Consider the following 23,805-nt stretch of genomic DNA (forward strand, 5'->3'; position numbering starts at 1 on the left):
CTTTGCGGCTTATTTCATGCCGGCTTTGATTTTTTGGATATTGTTCAGGTGACCTTTAATGGTTGGCAGAGTTTTGTCAACAAATGCTTTCAGATCTGGATCTTTCAGGTTTTTTGAAGCGCTTTCAAACATATCAACAGTTGATTTATGATCAGAGACCATTTTGTCAACGTAAGCCTTATCAAAGTCAGGACCTGATTTTTTGGACAGATCGGCAATTGCCTTTTTTGAATCGGCATTTACTGAATCAGGCAGGGTGATATTTTTTGTTTTGGCTATTGCTTTCAATTGCTCACCCGCCGCAGTATGATCCATAATCATCATGTCGGCAAATTTCTTCACGTCAGCATTGGTGGCTTTGGTGGTGGCCAGCTTGCTAAGTTCAACCTCAGTCATACCGCCGTTCGCGGCATCCACAGCGAATTTGGCATCGTCTGCTACCACAGCTATACCGGTAGCTGCAGTTGTTGTAGTATCTTTTACTTTGTTTACACTATCGGCAGCCGCTGTGCTGTCTTTAGTATTGCTGTGGCAGGCCTGAAATACCATCCCGGCGGCCGCAAGCATCATTACATAACTTAGTTTTTTCATAATTTCCATAGGTTTAATTTTTGCTTTTTAAATAAACCGTTCAGGAAATATTATGTTTCAGAAATTTGAATTTTAGGCATTTACGACATTTACCGCTTTCCCCTCAATGAAAGCTTTCAGGTTACTAACCACTACATCCATTAAACGGGCGCGGGCTTCTTGAGCTGCCCAGGCAATATGCGGTGTTATGATGCAATTTTTTGCTTTAAAGATCGGATTATTTGCAGGTGGCGGCTCCTGAGACAGCACATCAATACCCGCGCCGGCAATAACGTCATTATTCAACGCATCGGCCAAATCGGCATCGTTAACAATCGGACCGCGTGAAGTATTGATCAGGAAAGCTGCGGGCTTCATTTTACGCAGATTATCAGCATTGATCAGCCCTTGTGTTTGCGGCGTTAAAGGGCTGTGGATGCTGATGAAATCTGACGTAGCCAGCAACTCATCCAAAGAAACCCATTTAAAGTTTTTTCGCTGAGATTGATCAGTTTGGGTACGGCTTTGCGCAATAACCTGCATATCAAAGGCAGCAGCTATGTCGGCCACTTTTTGCCCAATCGTACCAAAACCGATTATGCCCAGGGTTTTTCCCGCCAACTCAATTAGCGGATAATCCCAAAAACAGAAATCGGCGGATTTACTCCATTTGCCTGCTAATACGGCGTCGCTATGCTTTTGCACATGTAACGCAAGCTCCAGCATAAAAGCGAAAACAAATTGTGCCACAGCGTTAGTGCCATAGCCGGGCACATTAGTTACCGGCACGCCTTTTTGTTGGCAAGCTGCTGTATCGACAATGTTATAGCCAGTGGCCAGCACGCCCACATACTTTAGGTCTGGTAACTGGTAGAGGGCAGCAGCGTCCAATGGCGTTTTGTTGGTTAGCACCGCTTCGGCACCACGGCAGCGCTCAACAATCTGCTCGTAAGGTGTACGCTCATATATCTTGACATCGCCTAATTTGTTCAATGCATCCCACGACAAATCGCCGGGATTTAACGTATAACCGTCTAAAACTACAATTTTCATAATTAAACGTGTGGGTTTGCCTTTTTGCTGTTGATCTTGATAGTGGTGACAATGACAATCAGAATAATAACTGTTGTGAGTAACCAGATATAGCCGGGCACACCCGAATTTAAAGTTACGCCATTTATTTTACTTGCGGGGGGCAAGGGAATGATCTCTTTTAACCAATAGGCTTGCCCTAAAACCAATAAACTGATAACCAGCAGCAAAATAAAACTATGCTTCACCGTAAATCTGAATAATGCAGACTCTTTGCCCACCAGATGACCTGCCGCCGCCGCTACTGCGATAGATTGAGGAGAGATCATCTTTCCGACTACGCCGCCTGAGCAATTAGCCGCAACGGTAACTACAGGGGCTACGTTAATATTTTGGGCAGTAACATATTGTAATTTTGAAAAAAGCGCGTTTGAGGCAGTGTCCGATCCGGTGATGAAAACACCCAGCCAGCCCAATATAGGTGCGAAGAACGGAAACACCGGCCCGGTGTTAGCCAGCAATAAAGCAATTGTGGTAGTTATACCCGAATCATTTACCAGATAAGCAAAACCGAGTACGGACATGATGGTAATTATAGGGAATTTGAGTTGCTTAATTGTATCGCGAAAGACGACGGACGCGTCACGATAGCTGAGGCCAATTACCTGAACGGCTGCCAGGCCGGCCAAAAATACAGCGGTACCCGCAGCCGAGAGATAATTGAACTTAAAAATATGAGCAATCGCGACTCCTTTATGATCGGCAATGGTATTATTAAGACCCGGAAATGCAAATTGCAGCTGCCCATATGTATTCAAAAGGTTTTTTACAGATGGGATTCCCCAGGTTAAGATAATTATAGTTAAAAACAAAAAAGGCGACCATGCGGTAATAACCTGATTTGCGGTATATCGTTCTGTCACCTCTTTGATCGCAGTATTTTCTCCGGCAAAGCGCCAGCTATTTTGGGGCTTCCAAAACTTTAAAAATGTCACCAAACAAATTATAGAACCTATGCCCGCTATAATATCCGGCAAAGCGGGGCCTACAAAATTAGCCGTCAAAAACTGGAGTAAGGCAAATGAGCCACCCGAAATCAAAATGGCGGGCAACACTTCTAAAGTTTTTTTTTAAACCAGCCATAAGTGCTACCAGATATAATGGCGTAATGAACGACAACAAGGGCAATGTTCTGCCGATCATCTGCGAGATCTGCATTTCGGCTAAACCCGAAACCTGCGATGATACCGCGATAGGTATCCCTACCGAACCAAACGCTACCGGAACAGTATTGGCAACCAGGCAAATACCGGTAGCATACATTGGGTCAAACCCTAAGCCAACCAGCATAGCCGCGGTAATAGCCACCGGCGCACCAAAGCCTGCGGTTCCCTCCAAAAATGCGCCAAAAGAAAATGCAATAAGTATAGCTTGCAATCGCCTGTCGGCGGTGATAGCCGCCATAGAGTGTTTGATGATCTCGAACTTACCGCTCTTTACTGCCAGGTTAAACAAAAATACCGCGCTGATTACGATCCAGCAGATAGGAAAGAAACCATAAATGGCCCCGTTGGTTACTGATAGCGCCGCAAGTTTTAACGGCATCCGGAAAACGGTTACCGCAATTACAAAAGCAGCAGCACAAGCCATCAGGCTGGCTTTATAGCCTTTGGTTTTTTTGATAATTAGTGCCCAAAATATAACCAATACGGGTATCAGCGCAACAAGGGCCGATAGCGCCAGATTATGTAATGGGTCGACAGGTTGAATCCAGGCCATGCAGAATTGGTTGCAGATAAATTTAGAATATTTTTTGGAATAATCTTAAAGAGAGGCGGTTGCAGCAGTAGTTTACCTTGTGCAATATAAAAGTTGTTCCCTGTATCTTTAAGGAAGAGTTTTACCCCCGCCTTAATTCTTTAAACCTGCTAAATACGACAAATGCCATTACACATAAAACGCATCCGCAAATACCGTTTAGCCGCAAACCAAAATCATGACCGGGGTCTTTACCGTATACGGTCAGGAAAGCAAATAGCGCTATGCCGAGCGTTTGTCCAAGTTTTACGAAAAGGTACTTTACCGCAAAAAACATCCCTTCGCGGTTTTCGCCGGTTTGGTCGGCATCGCGCTGGGCTATTTCGGCAAGAATGGCGTTGGGAAGTATGCCAAGCGAAGCCAGGGGTATAGATGCCGACAGCACCAGCATATACGCCTGTACAATAGGTGGGAATGGAAATTTCCCCAGGAAAAATATCGCTATAAAAATTAAGCTTAATAAGGCAAAGGAGAACAGCACGATGGGTTTCTTGCCGATTTTTTTCGATAAATAATTAATTAGCGGATAAAAAACCAGTGAAAACAATACCATTGCTCCCATCAGTTCTCCACCGCGCGACTCGGGCAGGTGCAGCAGTACTTTCACAAAATACAACAACCCGCTTGATATGATACTAAGCGCCATATAATATGAAAAGTCAGATACCAGGTAGTACTTAAAATTGTCGTTACTAAATGTTTTCTTGATGGCCGGCAGTAATTTAAGGCGCGACGGCTTGCTGTCGGAGTATTTTTTTTCGTTGATAAATAATACAGGTATCAGCATGCATATTCCCGCTATTATACTCATAGCCCAGATGGTATATTGTAAGGCCGTATCGCGCTCAGTAATGTGGACAAACTTCTGTAACAGATCGGCAAAATTGTTTATACAGGCCGAGAAGATTATGCCTATGATAAAGCCTACTTGTTGAAAGGAAGCTAACCGCACTTTTTCGGCCGCGGTATCAGTAAGCTCAGGCAACAAGGCGTTATAGGGAATAATGTAGGTGGTAGCACCCATGAAAAAAAAGATGGTGCTAACAGCGAGCCAGGTAGCGTTGTACATGCTTGGGCCGTTTACTAACGGGCAAAATGTAAGGCAAAAAAACAACATGGCCGGCAAAATGGCCCATTTCATAAACGGAATACGTCGCCCGCTCTTGTTAGTGCTTTTGTCGCTTTGTGAGGCAATAAATGGGTCAAATAGGGCGTCAACAAAACGCCCGGAGGCTGCTATAATTGACAGAATGTTAAAAACCCCGAATAGCAAAAGTTGAGGTACATACTGAATAAGGCCCGAGTTTGAAGGTGGCAGATAGAAATAAGGCAGCATGACAATAATAGTATTGGTCATCATGCTCCAGCCTATCATCCCGCAGGTATAAGCCAGTTGTTTATTGAACGGAAATTTTTTTACGGACATCTCTTATTGCAATATACTGATAAGAGATAAATGCATTTTTGATAAAATGGTTGTACCTGTAAGCAATAAAAAAGCCCGGAACGATGAGCGTGCCGGGCTTTTTAAATATTTGTCAGGGCCGCATGGTATTCCTGACGTCTTTAATAAGGCGTGCTTTGAGCACGCCAAATAATATCGCCCCTACAATACCTGCTGCTAAAAATCCGTAGTTTTTGTTGTTAAACCCTGTCCACGCCAAAATAAGGCAGGCAAACAGGCAGAGTGTAAAAAACGAATTCAGAAAAATCTTTTTCTTCATTGTGGCAGATTAATAAACTTGCATATCAGGGTCAATCTCTGACGCCCAGGCTAAAATGCCGCCTTGCAGGTTTGACAGGTTGGTATAACCCAATGCTTCTAGCTGAGCAATGGCTGCGGCGCTGCGTTTACCGCTGCGGCACATAATTACTACAGGCTTGTCTTTGCTTATTTTGTCGGCCTCAATTACAATGCCGCCAAGTGGTATCAGTTGGCCGCCAATATTTGAGGTTTCGTACTCAAAATCTTCTCTAACGTCAATCAGTTGGAAGTCTTCTTTGTTATCCAATTTTTCTTTAAGTTCCTGTACCGTTATCTCTTGCATGATAATTTAATATTGATTGTGTGTCAAATGTAGGGCTTATATGTAATAATTACGTCTCTATTTTGTAACAATTAGGGCCTTAGGGCGTTTCATATTTGTTTTATCAGATCACGACACTATAAATGGATAAGGTAACCCGGTTTTTCTGGTTCTGTTCGGGCGCACACATTGATACACTAAAAAAGTATCCTATCGAGCATAATAAATATGTAGGTATAGGTGCCACTATATTTTTTACTGCTCTTTTTGCTTCGCTTTCTGGCGGCTACGCCATGTATTTTGTATTTAACGGCGATGCTTTTGCCGTAGGTTTTGCCATATTGTTTGGTTTGCTTTGGGGTACTGCCATTTTTAATATGGACCGATACATAGTATCAAGTATTAACAAAGAAGGCAGTACCAACCAGCAGATCTTACAGGCGTCGCCACGTATTTTACTGGCTATTATGATAGGCGTAGTAATATCAAGGCCGCTGGAGCTTAAAATATTCGATAAAGAAATTCGCCAGAAATTAAAATCGGCCTACCTGAAGGGCCAGCACAGCAAGATAGATACGCTGCAAAAAACCTATAACCAGAAGTATACCATGGAGCTAAGCAAAATGGCCGATCTGAAAAAGGAAAAAGACTCGCTTGAAAAAGACATCAACCGTTCACGTACTCAATTAAATGAAGAAGTTTTTGGCGAAAAAAACAGTCAAACCTCCGGTATTGTGGGTTATGGTACTTATGCCAAACAAAAACAGCAGGTATTACAGGAAAAAGAAGACCGGCTAAAGTTAGTGACCAATAACGCTGACAATATGGATGCTTACCTGGAAAAACGCAAAAGTTTTGAAGGTGTAAACGATATGAAGATGTTTAGCGACCACCAACTGGACAGCCTGGCTAAAGTGGCCGGTTTTGCCGACCGTAACTGGGCCCTGGGGCAGCTTACCTATAATGAAAACGGGACGCGCGACCTGGACACATACCTGGCGATATCATTTATAGGCTACCTGTTTATCTTGTTTGAATGTTTGCCCGTGTTTGTGAAGTTAATGTCGCCAAAAGGACCGTATGATGTGGCAATGGCCAAAACCTACGAAGCTAACGTGTATTATGCCGACCGTGATAAGGAGCGCGATATTGAGGTGATTGACAGCGTCTACAAAGATCATGTAGATGAAGACATAAAACGGCGACGCAGCACGCTCAGCAACCGCACCGGCCATGACCGCGACCGGCACCGCTACGATTAGACGGATACTAATAAACTATCGCTTAAATTTTCTGGGCGTTGACAAATAAAAATGCCACAGTATCATTGATGCAACTGTACGATAAGGGCTCCAATGTTCTGCTACCGCGATCATATCCGCTCGTGTGGCTAAGGCGGGTAGGTTTTTTAATCGTTTTAAGGCGTTAACCTGCGCCAGGTCGCCAATGGGGAAATAACCTGCCCGGTGCAGTACAAACATCAGGTAAATATCTACTGTCCAATTGCCAATGCCTTTTAGTGCTGTCAGCTTAATGCGTATTTCCTCGTCCGGCATCTCTGCAAAATGTTCGAGATTGATGTCTCCGTTTACAATTGCTTCTGCAAGATATTTGATGTAGGCCGTCTTTTGCCGGCTGCAATAACAAGCTTTAAATTCTTCGTCAGTTAATAATAGCACACGCGTCGGGGTTATTTCCTGCAGCCGTTCGCGCAGCTTGTAAAGGGCCGCTAATGCCGATGCCAGTGATACCTGCTGCTCCAGAATAATATGCACCAGCGAATCGAAGTTATTGGGGCGCGACCACATAGGTGGATAGCCGTACGTATCAATTACCCATTTAAGGTCGGTGTCGCGGGCGCTTAACTCGTCGCAAATTGCTTTGAAGTTGGATTCAGCAAACTTGTTAATCATACAATTGTTATCTTAAAATTACTAAAATATTTAGGATTTGCCGTTGGCTTTTCAGATTTTTACTACATGAACAATTTGCCGCCTTTAGCCGAGCGCATGCGCCCCAAAAATCTTGACGAGTATGTTGGCCAGAAACACCTGGTGGGCAAAGGCGCGGTGCTGCGTAAAGCTATCGAGTCGGGTAATTTGCCATCAATGTTGTTTTGGGGGCCGCCCGGTGTAGGTAAAACTACATTGGCTTATATCATCTCGCAAACATTAGACAGGCCCTTTTTTTCGCTCAGTGCCATTAACTCGGGTGTTAAGGATGTACGCGAGGTGATTGAAACCGCATCGCGGTTAAAAGAAGACGGTAACAACCTTCCCGTATTGTTTATTGATGAGATCCATCGTTTCTCGAAATCGCAGCAGGATTCATTGTTGGGCGCCGTTGAGCGCGGTATTGTGACTTTAATAGGCGCTACTACTGAAAACCCATCCTTTGAAGTAATCTCGGCTTTGCTGTCGCGGTGCCAGGTTTATATTTTACAGCACCTGGACGAGAGCGATCTGATCAGCCTGTTGCAAAATGCTATGGAGGATGACGTCATCCTGAAAGAAAAAAAGATTGAAATTAAAGAGTATGAAGCACTATTGCGTCTCTCGGGCGGCGATGCCCGAAAGCTGCTCAATATTTTCGAGCTGCTGGTGAATGCACTGGGCGGTAAAAGTATTTCTATCAATAACAAAATAGTGCTTGACCATGTACAGCAAAATATGGCCCTGTACGACAAAGCCGGCGAACAACACTATGATATCATATCGGCCTTTATCAAATCTATGCGGGGCAGCGACCCCAATGGCGCAGTTTATTGGCTGGCGCGAATGATTGCCGGCGGCGAAGATCCGCTGTTTATTGCGCGCCGGATGCTGATCCTGTCATCTGAGGATATAGGCAATGCAAACCCCAATGCCTTGTTACTGGCGCAAGCTTGTTTTAATTCGGTAAATGTAATCGGGATGCCCGAGTCACAACTGATCCTGTCGCAAACGGCTATTTACCTGGCTACGTCAGCCAAAAGCAACTCGGCAACCACGGCTATCGGCGCGGCTATGAGCCTGGTTAAACAAACCGGCGACCTGCCGGTACCCCTGCATTTGCGTAATGCCCCAACTAAACTTATGAAAAACATAGGCTACGGCAAAGACTACAAATACGCCCACAGCCACGATAATAATTTTGTCGACCAGGATTTTCTGCCCGAGGCCATCCGCGGAACAAAAATTTACGAACCCGGTAACAACCCGCGGGAGCATGAGTCAAAAGAGAAACTAAAAAAACTTTGGGGTAACCGGTATAAATATTAATCGCCCCAGGTTGTAATCTTTAGTTAATAATTCCGATATTGACTTAACCTTATATCGGTTGCGTATGATAAAAACTTTCCTTAAACACGAGTTAAAAGCCTTTTGGCGCTCAAAAAATGCAGGCAGAGGTCTGGCGTTGCGCATCTTCATGGCGCTTATTATTTTACTGCTGATGCTGTATGTGGTGGCTGCCGGGTTCTTTATGGGGCCGATACTGAAAAAAGTTTTCCCGCATGACGCCGTTATCTACTCTTTTTGCGGCTTTATGCTGGTATACTTTTTCTTTGAACTATTTTCGAGGATACAACTGCAGGAGCTGCCAACGCTTAGGGTACAGCCGTATTTGCAATTGCCTATCAAGCGTAATACTATTGTAGGCTACTTAACGCTCACCGGTTTATTTTCAGTATTTAACCTGTGGCCCTTCCTGCTGTTCTGGCCATATATTTTCAGAAGTTTGCTACCTCAGTCGGGTGGTTTGGCGGCGTTTAGTTTTATAGTGGCCATTTTTGGTTTATCGGTGTTTAACAATTACCTGGCGCTATACATTAAACGTAAATCAAACCTAAATGGCTGGATATTTTTGACAATCAGCGCCGTGATGATCTTATTGATCATGGGCGATTTGGAATGGCGCCTGTATTCTATTCGCAATATATCATACCTGTTTTTTGGGAATGTTTTAAAATACCCGGCGCTGTCGGTACTGCCTTTACTTTTAGGCGCGGTGATGTTTTATGTTAACTTCACTTACCTTAAACAAAACCTGTATCTTGAAGAGCTAAGCGCTAAAAAGGATAAGTTTAAAAGCAGCACCGAAATACCGCTGTTAAGTAGTTTTGGTTCGGTTGGCGATTTGGTAGCTAACGAAGTTAAGCTTATCCTGCGTAATAAACGGCCACGATCAGCTCTGGTAATGTCATTAATGTTTATGTTTTACGGTTTGCTTTTTTATACTAACCCGGCATTTAAAAGCAGCGATGGCATTAAAGTTTTTGCGGGGATGTTTATGACCGGCATTTTTATCATCAACTACGGCCAGTTTATGTATAGCTGGCAGGCCGCGCATTTTGACGGGTTGATGGTTAGCAAGATCAGCTTCAACGATTTCCTGAAAGCCAAATACTTAATGTTTAGCGTTGCGGCCACCACTGCATTTATCCTGACCACGCCTTATGCCTATTTTGGCTGGAGGATATTGGTGATCCATTTAATGATGTATTTGTGGAATATGGGTGTAACCGCCACTATTGTACTTTATTTTGCTAACCGAAACGCGCGCCGTATTGATTTGAGCAAAGGCGCATCATTCAACTGGGAAGGCGTTGGCGCGTCGCAATGGATATTGTCACTGGTATTAATGGTGCCGCCGTTTATTATTTATCTGCCATTAAAATGGCTGGGGCTGCAAGAAGTGGCTTTAACCGTTCTGGGCGCTATTGGCCTGGCTGGTATTTTAACCCGCGGCTTCTGGATGAAATTTCTGGAAGCTGATTTTCACAAACGTAAATTTTCCATTTTAGAAGGCTTTAGAAACAAATAAGAATGATACAAGTAAATAACCTTAAAAAGGCATATAGCGGTGTTATTGTAGTTAACATCCCCGAGTTAACGATAAACAGAGGCGAAAGCATTGGCCTGGTAGGAAATAATGGCGCTGGTAAAACCACCCTGTTTCGGATGATACTCGATCTGATACGGCCGGATACCGGTACGGTTACCTTAAACGGAGAGCCCGTAGCCGGTGGTGAAAAATGGAAAGACTACACAGGTGCCTACCTTGACGAAGGTTTTTTGATTGACTACCTGACGCCTGAAGAATACTTTTACTTTATTGGTGGGTTGCACCAGCAATCACGTGCTCATGTAGATGATTTTCTAAGCCAATATGCCGACTTTTTTAACGGGGAAATATTGAACCGCGGCAAATACATTCGCGATTTGTCAAAAGGTAATCAGGCTAAAGTAGGCATTGTTTCCTGCCTGCTGCAACAGCCCGAATTGTTTATGCTGGATGAGCCTTTTGCTAACATTGACCCTACTACACAGTTTCGCCTTAAAAATCTGATCAAAGAGCAAACAGCCAAAGGGGTTACTACCATTGTATCAAGTCACGATCTGAATCACATTACTGATGTTTGCGACCGTATCCTGCTAATGGAAAAAGGCAAGATCATTAAAGACATGGCTACCAACTCATCAACGTTGGATGAATTGGAAAGCTATTTTGCCATTGGTGAAGTTGAGGCGTCGGTAAATATCGACCCTGAAGAAAATCATTAAAGGTTAGTGATTAAGATTGGTTGATCAGGATAGGATTTTCCATGTATACCATACGAGAAGCAACGATTGACGACGTTGAGACAATAAAACAACTGGCCCACGAAATATGGTGGCCAACATACTCGCCTATTTTAAGCACAGATCAGATTGAGTTTATGTTGGGCGACCGGTATTCGACAGAAGCCCTGACTAAACAGATAGCTGCCGGCGAACAAACCTTTTTACTACTTAGCGAAGGCGAAACGCCACTGGCTTTTGCAGCCTATTCGCCCCATGAAAAAGATACGGATGTTTATCGTCTGCATAAGCTGTACAGCCTGCCGGCCACCCAGGGTAAGGGCATCGGCAAAACTTTCCTGCATGCCATTTTTGATAAGGTGAAAGCTCTGGGAGCTAAAGCACTTGAGCTGAATGTGCATCGTCAAAACCCGGCACTTGGGTTTTATCAGAAAATGGGCTTTGTGATTGCTTATGAGATTGATATACCGTTTAACAAATATGTGTTGAACGATTATATCATGCGGAAGGAGTTGTAATTTAAGTCATACCATCCGTCGGCTGACGGACGGTATGACAGTCGGAGTGCTACTTAACCTTCGGCACCCTGGTCGGTGTGTCCTGTCCTGACACAATTGTCCTCGAACTTAGCGCAATCGCTTTAATAGTGGCCGTGATGTTGTCTACATCCAGCGAACTTAGTTCATCTTTTACGGTATGGTAGAGTTTGTCGCTGTCAATCTGATCAGTAGATATAGTGTGCGCCGGTACGCCTACTTCAGCCAGCGAAGCATTATCGCTACGGTAAAACAAATTTTGGTCGGGGTATGGGTCAGGGTAAAACTTGAATTTGGTTTGCGTCAGGTTGTTTTGCAGTATAGTGCCAAAGTTTGATCGCTCAAAACCGGTAATAAACGCCGAGTTGGTTCCCCATTTAGACGGCTTGCCTATCATCTCGATATTAAACATAGCCACCACTTTATCCGGGTCTACGGTTTTGGCAAAGTAAGCTGAGCCGTATTCACCGATCTCTTCAGCAGTAAAAGCTACAAATATCAATGTGCGCTCGTTGTTATTCAGCTTTTTGAAATATTTAGCCAGGGTGATCACTGCTGTAGTGCCCGAAGCATCATCATCTGCACCATTGGCAATGCTATCGCCCTGCATTACCTCGGCGCCTTTTAAAATGCCCAGGTGGTCATAATGACCCGAGAAAACCACGTACTCATTGGGTTTGCTTTTACCAGGGATGATACCTGCAATGTTAAACAAGGGCAGCTCCTCGCTTTTTACCTGATTGACGATATTGAATGAGTTCACGGCATCGTAATTGCCTAAAATGAATACTACCGGGGGCGTTGGCGGTGCATCCTTAAAAGCCGTCCGGCTGCGGGTATAGCGTTGCAGGCGTTTAAAAAACTCTTCGAATTTCGGGTCGACGAATACAATCTGGCCATTGCCTTTGCCCAAGAAAGAACGGTATTCTTTAGCAAAATCCATATCCGCAGTTACTTTAGAAATTTGGGCATCCTCGGGTTTTGACCAGTTGAATGATGTTGCTGAAATGATAGCTACTTTTTCAGGAGCTACGACTGTTCCGTTAACGCTTACTGCCGAGTTTACCGGCGTGGTGCGCACCATGGTGAAATTCTGGCGGTAGCCGGTTTGCCCCTCCATTGGTTTAAGACCAATGGATTTATATTCGCCCTCAATAAACTGCGCGGCTTTTTCAATGCCCGGTGTAAAAGTGCCGCGGCCCTGCATATCATCAGCCGAAAGTGTTTTAATAACCTTGGTCACATAATCTTTGCTGATCAGCTTATCTACATCCTGCGCAAAACCTGTGGATGATGCCGCCAATAATATACCTGCTATAAAAATCTTTTTCATATGCTTCTATTTTACTTTTGATGATAACCATGAATTGCGGAAAGCTTTTTGGTCGGCCGATGGCGCCAGGCCGGCTTTCTCGAAAGTAACAATCTCTAAGGCCGGGTTTTCTTCGATTAATAAGCTCCCGGAATGCGTTCCGCTACGGCTATTAAATACTATAGACACTTTATCCCCCGGCTTTTTATCAGCGATTATTGTATTTATAGTGGCCGCGTCGTTAACCTTTTTTCCATCAATTTCCGTAATTACGTCGCCGGCATCTACACCCGCCTTGTAAACCGGCGAAAACATCGATGGTGTAATAACAACAGGATATCCGGCACCTAAACCATGTACAGTAGCCATACGGCCGCCTGTAATAAGTGGCGGTAAACCTATCCATGGTTTACCTGCTGCGCGTTTACGCAACACCAGGCCAGCCTTGGCCAATAGTGCCTCATAATTGTTTTTTTCAATACCGGTTATGTATTTGTCAAAAAATTCAGCAGCAAATTTCGGGCTTTTGGTTACGGTCCCTAAATCGGTCTGCAAGTCGGCAACGGTATACGGTTTCATTACCTTGCCGCGGGTAAGCCATACGGTACGCATAAAATCATCAAGCGTTAAATTAAATTCGCTGCGCAGGCGCAGGTCAAGCGCCAGGGCTATGGCTCCGCCGTAATAATAGTAAGTAGTAAAATTATTCTGATAGTTTGTTGGGTCGATAGCTATACCGGCATCGGTAAATACAGCTTTGCGGCTCATTTCAGTCGCCGGATATTTGGCTGCCCCGGGAGTATTTAAGATTGCATTTACTAAGCCCGACAAGGTATTCCCGTATTCATCTACATTATGAAAACCAGAACGAACCAGCAACAATTCGCCATAATACTGAGTAAATCCTTCGGCAAACCAAAGCTCATTGCTCATGTCGGCATGGGTAAAGTTAAAGGGCTCCAATGCTTTTGGACGGATACGTTTTACGTTCCAGCTATGAAAATACTCGTGCGCAAATGTGCTTAATAAATCTACTTCATTACCGGCCACTTTCTCGTTTTGATCAACTATGCACGTAGAGTTTCGGTGCTCCATACCATCGCCGGCATTAGTAGGATAAACATCATCCAGAAAAGTATATTCACCATAGTCGTAAACGGGCAGTTCGCCAAACACGGCCTTCTCTTCCAATACCACCGTTTGTACCATCTTACCAAAATTATCTATTGTGGCCTGTTCGTCGTTAGAGTGAATGGTAAGGTTAATACGTTCAGATTTACCGTTTGTATTTTTGACGTCCCAATGCGTTTCCTTAAAGTTCGATAGTTCGGTTGGGCTGTCCATCAAATATTGCAGATTGGGCGCCGAGTAAACGGTGCCATTTTCATGCTTTAACTGCGTAGCAATCAGCCATTCGTGGTGTTTTACATCCGCAAAGTCGATATGTATCGGGCGTTTATCGGCACCGGCTAACCACATAATTACCGCCGGCATATTTAAATGTGCATGGCTTCTGTCAATACCGGCGTAAGTGCCATCTGTCCAATCGGCATAAAGGGTATAGCTTACTTTTACAGTAGCGCCGTGGTTAGCTATCTGGTACACATCGCCGGCAATTTGCTTAACATCAAGCGGTTTGCCATCGGCACTCATCGCCTTTACATTATAAACGTTTTTACCAAACTCATGCGTAGCATATCTGCCTGCCGACGAGCGGCTCATATGCAGCTCCAGTGCACCGGCAGGTGCAGCCGGAATGGTCATGGCTATTTCAGCCTCGTGGTGCTGTGCGTTTGGAAAAGTAATAGCGTAGTTAATGGCTTGTTGAGCGCTTTGCGCATTGGCGCCTGCCATAGCTAAGGCAAAAGCGGCGGCAAGGAATTGTTTTTTCATCAGATCAGTAATTGTGCTCAAAATACAAATTAATCTGCTCAACAAAAATATCCTGTTAGTTGAAAGGGCAAAAAGCGGTTCAATACAAGCTGATCAATACCTGTTAGCCCGTAAAATTTCAATATATTCTATATGGCTTATCATCCGGGCACCCATTGATTCGAGGTGGTCAGAATGTGCCTGGCAATCCAGCAACTTATATTTACCTGATTGAATGAGGCTAATGAGCGCCACCTTTGATGCATTGCTGACTTTACTGAACATGCTTTCGCCACAAAAAACGCCGCCTACAGCAACACCATACATGCCGCCCACCAAATCATTGCCTTGCCAAATTTCGATTGAATGAGCGTGCCCCAGTTGATGAAGGTTAATATAAGCAGCTTTCATATCTGCGGTTATCCATGTACCGTCCTGGCCTTTGCGCGGCACTGCCGAGCAGGCCTCAATTACGTCGGCAAAGCAGGTGTCAACCGTTACTTTAAAACGGTTTGAATTTAGTACCCGGCGCATACTTGACGAAATATTCAGTTCTGTCGGAAATAACACGAATCTTTCGTGCGGCGAAAACCAAAGTATGGGCGAATCATCACTATACCATGGGAAAATGCCTTCGTCATAGGCTAACAGCAATCGCCCGGCCGACAGATCGCCGCCTACGGCCAGCAGGCCATCCGGTTCAGCCAGCGCGGGGTCTGGGAAAATTAAACGTTCATCGAGCCTGAATATCATCTGCGCCAAATTTAATTTTAATCTTATTTAAATCTGCAGCTTTAAACTATTTGTTAAATTGCTTGTCAATAAGGTTTTAACACTACCGCACATGGCCAATTTGAAGCAAATCAAACATTTAGTGTCGAGGGCAGGCTTCGGGATGAGTTTTGAAGACCTTAAAGCTGCAGCGCATTTATCTACAGGAGAGGCTGTGGCAAGCCTGTTTAAAGATTCTGCAGATTATCAGCCCATAACACCTATTAAAGAAAATTTTGATTATGTGATGGCCGTAAAAGGCGACCCTGGGGCCCGTAAGATGGCAGCCCAAAAACAGCGGCAGCAGGAACGCCAGCTAAACCTGGCCTGGGTAGACTATATGGGTACCGCCAAAGGACAATTACGCGAAAAAATGGCTTTGTTCTGGAATAACCATTTTGCCTGCCGTGCCCGCCAAAGTATGTACGACCAGCAAATGCTGGATATACAACGCCGTAATGCTTTAGGTAATTTTAAGACTATGTGTGTTGAAGTGAGTAAGGCTCCCGCTATGCTGCAATTTTTGAATAATCAGCAAAATCTTAAAGGGCATCCTAATGAAAATTTTGCACGCGAGCTGATGGAGCTATTTACCATAGGGCGAGGTCATTACACGGAGCAGGACATCAAAGAATCGGCCAGGGCTTTCACGGGTTGGGGATATGATAAAGACGGGGAATTTCGTTTTCGTCGTGCTGCGCATGACGATGGGCCGAAAACCTTCATGGGTCAAACCGGCAATTTTACCGGCGATGACATTATTAATATCATATTCGAAAAAAAACAGACAGCATACTTCGTCAGTAATAAACTGTACAAATATTTGGTAAACGAAACACCAGACCCGGCGCATGTTAACGCCATGGCCGATGTGTTTTACAATGCCAATTATGAGATAAAACCTTTATTAGAGTATGTGTTTAACGCCGATTGGTTTTATGATGATAAGAACATCGGTAACCTTGTAAAATCGCCTATAGAGCTTATTGTGGGCTTAAACCGGCAGTTTAGTATCGATTATGACCGCCCGGCAGTGATCATGCAGTTTCAGCGTGTATTGGGGCAGGTTTTGTTTCACCCGCCAAACGTGGCGGGATGGCCGGGAGGGCGTAATTGGATTGACAGTTCGTCATTGATGTATCGTATCAAAATACCATCAACCGTTTTAAACGGTGGTGTGATTGACTTTACCGGCAAAGCCGATCCGGAAGACGAAGCATTTTTGGCGACGCAGCATAACCAACAGGAAAACGTCCACTTGCGGGTACAAACCAGGCCCGATTGGGATAAGTTTTTAAGCAGTATCCCGAAAAGCTTAAGTAAAACAAGCATAGCACAGTTCATGTTAGAACCAAAGATTAGTGCTGCGCTTACTCATAGTATAAACAGCGCGGCCGATATTAAAGCAATGGTGATAGAACTGGTTTCATCGCCAGAGTATCAACTGGCTTAGGAGGTGGTAATTATGAATAACTCAAAACAGATAAAGCATTTGTACGCCAGGGCGGGCTTCGGCATTACGTTTGAGGACCTGCACGATAAAGAAAACTGGTCGATCAAGAAGAGTGTACGCAAGCTTTTTAAAGCTTCAGAAAAAGTACAGCCCATTGCGGCCGTTACAGAGAATATCGATCTGCGGCCAAAACCTTTCAAAGATCTGACTGACGACGAGAAGCGTATGCTGAACCAGGATCGTAATAAACAGGAGAAAGCCCTGAATGACGCCTGGATCAAGCAAATGAGCACTACCGATGCACAGCTGCGTGAAAAGATGACCCTGTTTTGGCATAATCATTTTGCCTGTAATGTAGGTAACTCTTACTACGAACAGGAACTTAATAACATTGAGCGGGCAAATGCTTTAGGTAATTTCAAGACCATGCTGCTGCAGGTTTCGCAAACGCCCGCCATGCTGCAATTTTTAAATAACCAGCAAAACCAAAAGAATCACCCAAACGAAAACTTCGCGCGGGAGCTGATGGAGCTTTTTACATTGGGCCGCGGCCATTATACAGAGCAGGACATTAAAGAATCTGCGCGCTCGTTTACCGGCTGGGCCTATAATGGAAAAGATGGTGCTTTCCGTTTTAACCAGTACGTACACGATAATGGTATAAAGACCTTTTTGGGCCAGACAGCCAATTTTTGCGGCGAGGACATTATCAACATCATCGTCAGTAATAAACAAACGGCGACATTTATCTGCACCAAACTTTACCGTTACTTGGTTAATGAGGTGCCAGACGACGCGCACATAGCTGAAATGGCTGATGTGTTTTACAAAAACAACTACGAGATAACACCGCTTCTAAAATTCGTTTTCCAGGCAGATTGGTTTTATGATGAAAAAAATATAGGTAACCTGGTAAAATCGCCGGTTGAGTTTTTGGTGGGATTGAATCGTCAGTTTTACATCAATTACCAAAACCCGGATGTGCTGATGCAGTTTCAGCGTACGCTGGGGCAGGTATTATTCAGACCGCCAAACGTGGCAGGCTGGCCGGGAGGGCGCAGTTGGATAGACAGCTCATCATTGATGTACCGCATGAAGATTCCATCAACCATATTGAATGCCGGGCTGATAGACTTTACTGGCAAAGCTACTCCCGAAGATGAGGCTTACCTGGCGGCACAGCGCAAGCAACAACTTAATGTGATTAAACGTGTACAGGCAACGCCTGATTGGGACAAGTTTTTAAAGGAGTTGCCAAAGGACATCAGTCACGAAGAAATGGCCCGCTTTCTTTTGGAGCCCGAGTTAGACAAAACGGTTATTGATGAGGTAAAGCAACCGGGCGATATTAAAACGCTGGCAATACAAATTACTTCGACGCCGGAGTATCAGCTTTGCTAAGGCTTAATGAACGAGTGAGTGAATGATTGATTGAGCGAATGTTTTGATTGGGATAAGGTTTAAATGAATAAATAAAAGAATTATGAATTGAATGAAGGATAATCGGTGTTTGAGTTAAGCTAATAACTCGCTCATTCACGCTATCACTCATTCACTAATTATAACAGCGATGGAACGTAGAGATTTTTTAAAAAATACCGCATTAGTGTCGGGCGCGTTTTTGGTGCCGGCCTTTTTGAAACCGTTAGAGGCAATTGCAAAGGGCGATTTAACGGGGCACAAAAATTTGGTGATCATACAGCTATCCGGCGGTAATGATGGCTTGAATACCGTGATACCTTACGGTAACGATATTTACTATCAAAAACGAAAGACTATCGCCATTAATAAACCCGATATTGTTACGTTGACCGATATGCAGGGTTTAAACCCCAATCTGTCTGCCTTGAAGGAGCTTTATGACCAGGGTTGGATGTCAATCATCAATTCTGTGGGCTATCCAAACCCGGACAGGTCGCACTTCCGGTCGATGGATATCTGGCAAACGGCCAGTGATTCCAACCAGTTTTTAAGTACCGGTTGGATAGGCCGTTACCTGGACTCCAACTGCCAAACCTGCAAAAATCCATACACCGCTATCGAGGTTGATGACACCTTATCGCTGGCTATGAAGGGTAACAGCATGAAAGGCATCGCGGTGCAGGATCCGAATAAGTTATACCAGACTACACGCGAACCATTTTTTAAGGACCTGGTGCACGACCACGGCACCGCCAACCTGAATGAGGATAATCTGGGCTATTTGTATAAAACGATGATCGAAACCTATTCATCAGCGGATTATATACAGAAAACCTCAAAGACCTATAACGTAACTGCCGAGTACCCCAATACGCAACTGGGTTATCAATTAAAAAACGTGTCTAAGTTCATTAATTCAGGTTTGGATACGCGGGTATACTACGTGTCGCTGAGCGGATTCGACACCCACGTTGGCCAGCAGGCGCAACAAGGCAGGCAGTTAAAAATCTATGGTGATGCGGTTGCTGCATTTATCAAAGATTTGAAGGCTACTGGTAAACTTGACGACACCCTGGTGATGACTTTCTCTGAGTTTGGGCGCCGGGTTGAGCAAAATGCAAGTAATGGTACCGACCATGGCACAGCCAACAACGTGTTTGTATTTGGCGGTAAGTTAAAAAAACAGGGCATATTTAATGATTCGCCTGATTTGACTACGCTTGACAACGGTGATTTGAAATACCAGGTCGACTTCCGCGATATTTATGCTACACTGCTTGATAAATGGCTGGATGTAAACAACAGCCAGGTGCTCAATAAGAATTTTGCTGGGCTGGACCTGATTAGTGTATAAAAGCCAATGCAGGTGTTTCACTTTTTTGTGAAACACCTGCATTGAATAATTTGTCATCCTGAGCAAAGCGAAGGATCTTATTAAAGCGACTTATCAATCGTATAAGATCCTTCGCTTTGCTCAGGATGACAAGGTGGATGTCCGGAATAGGGAAGGTATAAAATCACAAACGCCTCCACGATAAACCGGGAGGCGTTTGCTTTATAAATTAAAACGAACTTAATTTATTATCCTTTAACACGCTCAACGTATGAGCCGCTGGTTGTATCAACTTTTACTTTGTCGCCAATGTTGATGAACAATGGTACGTTTATTTCGGCGCCAGTTTCAACGGTGGCTTTTTTCAAGGCGCCGCTTGAAGTATCACCTTTTACCGCTGGCTCGGTATAAGTAATCTCTAACTCGGCCGACTGCGGAATTGAACCCATGATTGGTTCTTCACTTTCAAAAGCAACAATTACATTCATGCCTTCTTTCAGAAACTTTACCGCCGGGCCGAATAATGATTTTGGTACATTGTGCTGATCGTAAGTGGTATTATCCATTATCACCAAAGCATCGCCATCTTCATATAAATACTGGTAATCGTTGGTTTCAACGCGGGCAATATCAACCTCCTCGTCAGTACGGAAACGGTATTCAACCAATTTGCCGGTTTTAACGTTACGCATACGTGCCTGATAAAATGCACGCAGGTTGCCCGGTGTACGGTGTATAAATTCTTCTACCTGAACAAGTTCTCCGTTAAAGCGAAGAATGTTGCCATTTTTTATATCTGATGCTTTTGCCATAACTTTTAATGAGGCGCAAACTTAGCCACTTATGCGCAAACTTGCAAATTTGAGCTTTAAGCCAAAAGTATAAAGCCGAAAGCGATATACTGCTTTCGGCTTAAATCCCGGTGGGTATTAATATTAGTTTTTTATTTCGATGACAGCTCTTTGTTTTTCTTTTTATCATCCTGAACGTAGGTGAAGGATCTTATACGCTTTGCTATAATCGCTTTAATAAGATGCTTCGCTATGCTCGGCATGACAATTTGAAAATAACTGTCGACCGTCTTACAGCGTCGCTATGTCAATCACAAAACGGTAACGCACATCGCCTTTCAGCATGCGCTCGTAAGCCTTATGGATGTCTTTAATATCAATCATCTCAATATCAGACACAATATTGTGCTCGGCACAAAAATCAAGCATTTCCTGAGTTTCGGCTATGCCGCCAATTGATGAACCTGCCAAACTTTTACGACCGCCAATAATACTGAACGCAGCGATACTGGCCGGGGCGGCAGGTACACCTACGCAAATCATGGTGCCATCTGTTTTCAATAAGTTAAGATACGCATTAAAATCATGCGGAGCAGAAACCGTATCTAAAATAAAATCAAAACTGCCTTGTGCTGCGGCCAGCTGTTCAGGGTCGGTAGTTACCACAAAGTGATGTGCTCCAAGTTTCTCTGCATCGGCTTTTTTATTTGGTGATGTGCTTAGTACGGTAACATCGGCGCCAAAGGCAACCCCAAACTTAACCGCCATGTGGCCTAATCCGCCTAAACCTAAAACCGCCAGTTTATGGCCCTTGCCAACCTTCCAGTGCCTTAGCGGCGAATAGGTGGTAATACCCGCGCACAGCAATGGCGCGGTAGCAGCCAGATCAACTTTATCAGATATGTGCAGCGTGAAGTCCTCATGTACTACAATGCTGTTTGAATAGCCACCATAGGTCGGCGTTTTTTTATCCTGTTCAACACTGTTGTAAGTGAATGAACAGCCGTTTAAGCAATATTGCTCCAGGTCTTGCTTACAGTTGTCGCAAACACGGCATGAGTCAACCAAACAGCCGGTACCGGCTAAGTCGCCTACTTTAAATTTAGTTACATGGTCTCCCACTTTCACTACGCGGCCTACAATTTCGTGACCCGGAACCATCGGGAAAATACCTTCAAACCAGTCATTTTTTATCTGGTGAAGGTCTGAGTGGCAAACACCGCAGTATAAAATGTCAAACTGTACGTCGTGCGGGCCTACTTCGCGTCTTTCAAAATTCCATGGAGCAAGGTCGGTTGTTGGCGTTTGAGCCGCATATCCTTTTACTGGTATCATAAGTGGTGTGGTTTGTTTGTAGTTGACGCAAAGGTAGAGTATAATTAAGGGGAATGTCTTCGGCCAATTGTAAGCTGATTGCAATAATTTGGTTAAGGGAAGGTTAACTCACGGATGAGCGACGCTTGACTCACCCGGACATCGTTTCACTTGTCGACCCTCTTTGCGCAGCAGAGAGGGTGGTCGAGCGAAGCTACAACCGGGTGAGTCGCTATTGCAAACATGAACGCGCTATATTGACAAAGCAAGGCAACCACATCCCAACTCCCCACGTAATCTCAACGCCGGCATCAAGCTCTTAAGCCCAACCGGTGCATTACATGAGCCGACTGTTATCTGCTATTAATTTCCAAAAATGGAGAGGCTATGCCGATTGGAAGCTGCTGCTTTTTTTGCTGCTGTTTCTTGATGTAAAAATGGCCGTTAAAATACCGGCATTAGCCCTTATTTACCTGCTCAATTTTGATTTTAAGTTTGGCTTTAAACTTAAAGGTTCAAGGCTACCCTTATTTTATCCGTTTATTATTGTCATAGGGATAATCGGCTTTCTCATTAACGGCCGATATACCGATTTGAACTACAACCTGGTTTTCCTGACAGGGATTATGTTTTGGGTGTTTTGCATTCTGGCTGTGCATCAAATAAAATTGGCTGTCGAGCGGAATAGCCACGAGATAATCCACCAAACCATCCTGCTGTTTTTTGTGATCAATACTGCGGCGTCGCTGGCAAACATCGGCTGCATTATCTTAGAGACACATGCCTTAAACCCCTACACTTATCAGGGTCAGTACCAGAAATATTTTATCAGTACCGGCGACTTTATTAAAGGGATAACTTTTGATACCTCGACTACCAATGCCGTGTTGAACGCTTTCGGCGTGATGTATTTCATCATCAAAAAAAACATGGGTATGACTTTGGTTTGCATGGCCGTAATGCTGCTGACGGCCAGTAATTTTACCAATGTGTTTACCCTGGCGGTACTGGCGTTCCTATTTGTATTTAACAGTACGCGAGATCAAAAAAGCATCATTGTGGTGTGTGCCGCCATGCTGTTTTTATTTATGGCAAAAGTATCGCCCCAAAACAGCGACTACGTGCAAAATGTGGTGAAAACCGCCTTTTATAAAAAGCAGATTGTTTCGCCATGGCCGCAATATGACCATACGCCTATAACATTAAAGCCCGACAGCATTTTAACCTTTGATGAAAAGCGCGTCAAGCGTGCAACACTGTACCTGGACAGCATTGCGGGGTTGTCAGCCAATCAAACCCGGCGCGAGCCGCTGCCCAAAGGCGTCACGACTATTGGTGCCGGACGGATAGAAAAGCCCGCGGCCGATTTGAATGCACCCCAGTACCAATGGCTTACCACTACACCCCCCGAGCAAAAACAGCTGGTTGATTTTGCCTGGCTGCACTGCGCCGATCTGCCGCTTACCAGTGAGCCCCGGCCGTCAACCATGCCGGGTAAAATTATTGGGTTTAAGCAAACTTTCAATTATTTAAAAACGCATCCGGCTAAAGTATTGACCGGGGCCGGCATCGGCAATTTTTCGTCAAAACTGGCCTTCAGGGCTACAGGCTTAAGGTTCACCGGCGGGTATCCAAAAAAATTCGTTTATATCAATACTGATTTTCTGCATAATCATCTTGACGTTTACCTGAGTTTTTTTACCCGCTCAGCGGCTTCGCATTCGCTCGCTAACAGTCCGTTTTCAGTATATGACCAGCTGCTGTCTGAATATGGTTTATTGGGGCTGCTGGCATTGCTTGTTTTTTATGCCGGATTTTTTGCCAGAAAATACAAGCTGCTTACTTATGGCATCCCGTTGCTGTTGTTTGTGGTGTTTATTTTTTTGATTGATTACTGGTTCGAACAGCTATCGGTGATAGTGTTTTTTGAGCTGATGATGTTTTTGAATATCAAAGAGAGCGAGCACCTGATTGCTCAAAGATCTGTATAGAA

At 44.3% G+C, this 23,805-nt stretch carries 22 protein-coding genes; 9 read left to right on the forward strand and 13 right to left on the reverse strand.

The genetic code is table 11. The features are described from left to right. Positions 1-9 precede the first annotated feature (9 nt). The 7 genes from ACFS5N_RS10930 to ACFS5N_RS10960 form a co-directional block, all read right to left on the reverse strand. A complete protein-coding gene (locus tag ACFS5N_RS10930) occupies positions 10-591 on the reverse strand; it encodes a DUF4142 domain-containing protein (RefSeq protein ID WP_377185248.1) in 582 nt (193 codons plus the stop codon). 72 nt (positions 592-663) lie between these two features. After that, positions 664-1,623 (reverse strand): D-2-hydroxyacid dehydrogenase, encoded by a 960-nt coding sequence (locus tag ACFS5N_RS10935; protein ID WP_377185250.1) that lies wholly within the window; start codon positions 1,621-1,623, stop codon positions 664-666. A gap of 2 nt (positions 1,624-1,625) precedes the next feature. After that, complete coding sequence (locus tag ACFS5N_RS10940; RefSeq protein ID WP_377185252.1) at positions 1,626-2,714, reverse strand: L-lactate permease; 1,089 nt, start codon at positions 2,712-2,714, stop codon at positions 1,626-1,628. Next, positions 2,656-3,381 carry an L-lactate permease gene (locus ACFS5N_RS10945; RefSeq protein WP_377185254.1) on the reverse strand — a complete coding sequence of 242 codons (726 nt, stop codon included), beginning with the start codon at positions 3,379-3,381 and terminating at the stop codon, positions 2,656-2,658. Before ACFS5N_RS10945 ends, ACFS5N_RS10940 begins: the two co-directional genes overlap by 59 nt. A 121-nt stretch (positions 3,382-3,502) precedes the next feature. Then, positions 3,503-4,846, reverse strand: coding sequence for an MFS transporter (locus ACFS5N_RS10950; RefSeq protein ID WP_377185256.1), 1,344 nt, complete (start codon positions 4,844-4,846; stop codon positions 3,503-3,505). Between the two features lie 112 nt (positions 4,847-4,958). After that, positions 4,959-5,144 (reverse strand): DUF6358 family protein, encoded by a 186-nt coding sequence (locus ACFS5N_RS10955; protein ID WP_377185258.1) that lies wholly within the window; start codon positions 5,142-5,144, stop codon positions 4,959-4,961. 9 nt (positions 5,145-5,153) lie between these two features. Further along, entirely contained in the window at positions 5,154-5,468 is a 315-nt protein-coding gene (locus ACFS5N_RS10960) for a rhodanese-like domain-containing protein (RefSeq protein WP_377185260.1), read from the reverse strand. 122 nt (positions 5,469-5,590) lie between these two features. On the opposite strand from ACFS5N_RS10960, the gene ACFS5N_RS10965 reads away from it, so the two are divergent. Beyond that, positions 5,591-6,709, forward strand: a complete 1,119-nt coding sequence (locus ACFS5N_RS10965) for a DUF4407 domain-containing protein (RefSeq protein WP_377185262.1) — start codon at positions 5,591-5,593, stop codon at positions 6,707-6,709. 15 nt (positions 6,710-6,724) lie between these two features. Here ACFS5N_RS10965 and ACFS5N_RS10970 read toward each other — a convergent pair whose 3' ends face one another. After that, positions 6,725-7,360, reverse strand: a complete 636-nt coding sequence (locus ACFS5N_RS10970; protein WP_377185264.1) for a DNA-3-methyladenine glycosylase family protein — start codon at positions 7,358-7,360, stop codon at positions 6,725-6,727. 66 nt (positions 7,361-7,426) lie between these two features. Between ACFS5N_RS10970 and ACFS5N_RS10975 the strand changes: the two genes are divergently transcribed. The 4 genes from ACFS5N_RS10975 (at position 7,427) to ACFS5N_RS10990 (ending at position 11,526) form a co-directional block, all read left to right on the forward strand. After that, positions 7,427-8,707: a replication-associated recombination protein A gene (locus tag ACFS5N_RS10975; protein ID WP_377185266.1), complete on the forward strand. Its 1,281-nt coding sequence runs from the start codon at positions 7,427-7,429 to the stop codon at positions 8,705-8,707. 64 nt (positions 8,708-8,771) lie between these two features. Then, complete coding sequence (locus tag ACFS5N_RS10980) at positions 8,772-10,250, forward strand: DUF5687 family protein (RefSeq protein WP_377185268.1); 1,479 nt, start codon at positions 8,772-8,774, stop codon at positions 10,248-10,250. A gap of 2 nt (positions 10,251-10,252) precedes the next feature. Continuing rightward, a complete protein-coding gene (locus ACFS5N_RS10985) occupies positions 10,253-10,990 on the forward strand; it encodes an ABC transporter ATP-binding protein (RefSeq protein WP_377185270.1) in 738 nt (245 codons plus the stop codon). A gap of 41 nt (positions 10,991-11,031) precedes the next feature. Next, positions 11,032-11,526: a GNAT family N-acetyltransferase gene (locus ACFS5N_RS10990; RefSeq protein WP_377185272.1), complete on the forward strand. Its 495-nt coding sequence runs from the start codon at positions 11,032-11,034 to the stop codon at positions 11,524-11,526. Positions 11,527-11,575: 49 nt separating this feature from the next. Here ACFS5N_RS10990 and ACFS5N_RS10995 read toward each other — a convergent pair whose 3' ends face one another. From ACFS5N_RS10995 to aat, 3 genes are all read right to left on the reverse strand, one after another. Continuing rightward, a complete protein-coding gene (locus ACFS5N_RS10995) occupies positions 11,576-12,877 on the reverse strand; it encodes a M28 family metallopeptidase (RefSeq protein ID WP_377185274.1) in 1,302 nt (433 codons plus the stop codon). Between the two features lie 6 nt (positions 12,878-12,883). Next, complete coding sequence (locus tag ACFS5N_RS11000) at positions 12,884-14,749, reverse strand: M61 family metallopeptidase (protein ID WP_377185276.1); 1,866 nt, start codon at positions 14,747-14,749, stop codon at positions 12,884-12,886. Between the two features lie 93 nt (positions 14,750-14,842). Continuing rightward, positions 14,843-15,481 carry a leucyl/phenylalanyl-tRNA--protein transferase gene (gene aat / locus ACFS5N_RS11005; RefSeq protein WP_377185278.1) on the reverse strand — a complete coding sequence of 213 codons (639 nt, stop codon included), beginning with the start codon at positions 15,479-15,481 and terminating at the stop codon, positions 14,843-14,845. A 91-nt stretch (positions 15,482-15,572) separates the two neighbouring features. Here aat and ACFS5N_RS11010 point away from each other — a divergent pair, with 91 nt between their 5' ends. The 3 genes from ACFS5N_RS11010 to ACFS5N_RS11020 all read left to right on the forward strand — a co-directional run bounded on the left by ACFS5N_RS11010 (position 15,573) and on the right by ACFS5N_RS11020 (position 19,728). Then, on the forward strand, positions 15,573-16,952 hold the full coding sequence (locus ACFS5N_RS11010) for a DUF1800 domain-containing protein (protein ID WP_377185280.1): 1,380 nt from the start codon (positions 15,573-15,575) through the stop codon (positions 16,950-16,952). 12 nt (positions 16,953-16,964) lie between these two features. Further along, entirely contained in the window at positions 16,965-18,353 is a 1,389-nt protein-coding gene (locus ACFS5N_RS11015) for a DUF1800 domain-containing protein (protein WP_377185282.1), read from the forward strand. A 169-nt stretch (positions 18,354-18,522) separates the two neighbouring features. Next, positions 18,523-19,728 (forward strand): DUF1501 domain-containing protein, encoded by a 1,206-nt coding sequence (locus ACFS5N_RS11020; protein WP_377185284.1) that lies wholly within the window; start codon positions 18,523-18,525, stop codon positions 19,726-19,728. A 227-nt stretch (positions 19,729-19,955) separates the two neighbouring features. On the opposite strand, the gene efp is transcribed toward ACFS5N_RS11020, so the two are convergent. Together efp and ACFS5N_RS11030 are read right to left on the reverse strand one after the other, a co-directional pair. Continuing rightward, positions 19,956-20,519, reverse strand: coding sequence for an elongation factor P (gene efp, locus ACFS5N_RS11025; protein WP_377185286.1), 564 nt, complete (start codon positions 20,517-20,519; stop codon positions 19,956-19,958). Between the two features lie 270 nt (positions 20,520-20,789). Next, positions 20,790-21,833 carry an NAD(P)-dependent alcohol dehydrogenase gene (locus ACFS5N_RS11030; RefSeq protein ID WP_377185288.1) on the reverse strand — a complete coding sequence of 348 codons (1,044 nt, stop codon included), beginning with the start codon at positions 21,831-21,833 and terminating at the stop codon, positions 20,790-20,792. Between the two features lie 320 nt (positions 21,834-22,153). Between ACFS5N_RS11030 and ACFS5N_RS11035 the strand changes: the two genes are divergently transcribed. Next, positions 22,154-23,803, forward strand: coding sequence for a hypothetical protein (locus ACFS5N_RS11035; protein ID WP_377185290.1), 1,650 nt, complete (start codon positions 22,154-22,156; stop codon positions 23,801-23,803). The last annotated feature ends 2 nt before the right edge of the window (positions 23,804-23,805 follow it).

It is taken from the genome of Mucilaginibacter ximonensis, assembly GCF_042686265.1.
GTDB lineage: Bacteria > Bacteroidota > Bacteroidia > Sphingobacteriales > Sphingobacteriaceae > Mucilaginibacter > Mucilaginibacter ximonensis.

What these genes read in the sequence shown, in the direction of transcription:
- ACFS5N_RS10930 (WP_377185248.1), bottom strand. Translation starts at nt 591, where the DNA reads ATGAAAAAACTAAGTTATGTAATGATGCTTGCGGCCGCCGGGATGGTA.
- ACFS5N_RS10935 (WP_377185250.1), bottom strand. Translation starts at nt 1,623, where the DNA reads ATGAAAATTGTAGTTTTAGACGGTTATACGTTAAATCCCGGCGATTTG.
- ACFS5N_RS10945 (WP_377185254.1), bottom strand. Translation starts at nt 3,381, where the DNA reads ATGGCCTGGATTCAACCTGTCGACCCATTACATAATCTGGCGCTATCG.
- ACFS5N_RS10950 (WP_377185256.1), bottom strand. Translation starts at nt 4,846, where the DNA reads ATGTCCGTAAAAAAATTTCCGTTCAATAAACAACTGGCTTATACCTGC.
- ACFS5N_RS10955 (WP_377185258.1), bottom strand. Translation starts at nt 5,144, where the DNA reads ATGAAGAAAAAGATTTTTCTGAATTCGTTTTTTACACTCTGCCTGTTT.
- ACFS5N_RS10960 (WP_377185260.1), bottom strand. Translation starts at nt 5,468, where the DNA reads ATGCAAGAGATAACGGTACAGGAACTTAAAGAAAAATTGGATAACAAA.
- ACFS5N_RS10965 (WP_377185262.1), top strand. Translation starts at nt 5,591, where the DNA reads ATGGATAAGGTAACCCGGTTTTTCTGGTTCTGTTCGGGCGCACACATT.
- ACFS5N_RS10970 (WP_377185264.1), bottom strand. Translation starts at nt 7,360, where the DNA reads ATGATTAACAAGTTTGCTGAATCCAACTTCAAAGCAATTTGCGACGAG.
- ACFS5N_RS10975 (WP_377185266.1), top strand. Translation starts at nt 7,427, where the DNA reads ATGAACAATTTGCCGCCTTTAGCCGAGCGCATGCGCCCCAAAAATCTT.
- ACFS5N_RS10980 (WP_377185268.1), top strand. Translation starts at nt 8,772, where the DNA reads ATGATAAAAACTTTCCTTAAACACGAGTTAAAAGCCTTTTGGCGCTCA.
- ACFS5N_RS10985 (WP_377185270.1), top strand. Translation starts at nt 10,253, where the DNA reads ATGATACAAGTAAATAACCTTAAAAAGGCATATAGCGGTGTTATTGTA.
- ACFS5N_RS10990 (WP_377185272.1), top strand. Translation starts at nt 11,032, where the DNA reads ATGTATACCATACGAGAAGCAACGATTGACGACGTTGAGACAATAAAA.
- ACFS5N_RS10995 (WP_377185274.1), bottom strand. Translation starts at nt 12,877, where the DNA reads ATGAAAAAGATTTTTATAGCAGGTATATTATTGGCGGCATCATCCACA.
- ACFS5N_RS11000 (WP_377185276.1), bottom strand. Translation starts at nt 14,749, where the DNA reads ATGAAAAAACAATTCCTTGCCGCCGCTTTTGCCTTAGCTATGGCAGGC.
- aat (WP_377185278.1), bottom strand. Translation starts at nt 15,481, where the DNA reads ATGATATTCAGGCTCGATGAACGTTTAATTTTCCCAGACCCCGCGCTG.
- ACFS5N_RS11010 (WP_377185280.1), top strand. Translation starts at nt 15,573, where the DNA reads ATGGCCAATTTGAAGCAAATCAAACATTTAGTGTCGAGGGCAGGCTTC.
- ACFS5N_RS11015 (WP_377185282.1), top strand. Translation starts at nt 16,965, where the DNA reads ATGAATAACTCAAAACAGATAAAGCATTTGTACGCCAGGGCGGGCTTC.
- ACFS5N_RS11020 (WP_377185284.1), top strand. Translation starts at nt 18,523, where the DNA reads ATGGAACGTAGAGATTTTTTAAAAAATACCGCATTAGTGTCGGGCGCG.
- efp (WP_377185286.1), bottom strand. Translation starts at nt 20,519, where the DNA reads ATGGCAAAAGCATCAGATATAAAAAATGGCAACATTCTTCGCTTTAAC.
- ACFS5N_RS11030 (WP_377185288.1), bottom strand. Translation starts at nt 21,833, where the DNA reads ATGATACCAGTAAAAGGATATGCGGCTCAAACGCCAACAACCGACCTT.
- ACFS5N_RS11035 (WP_377185290.1), top strand. Translation starts at nt 22,154, where the DNA reads ATGAGCCGACTGTTATCTGCTATTAATTTCCAAAAATGGAGAGGCTAT.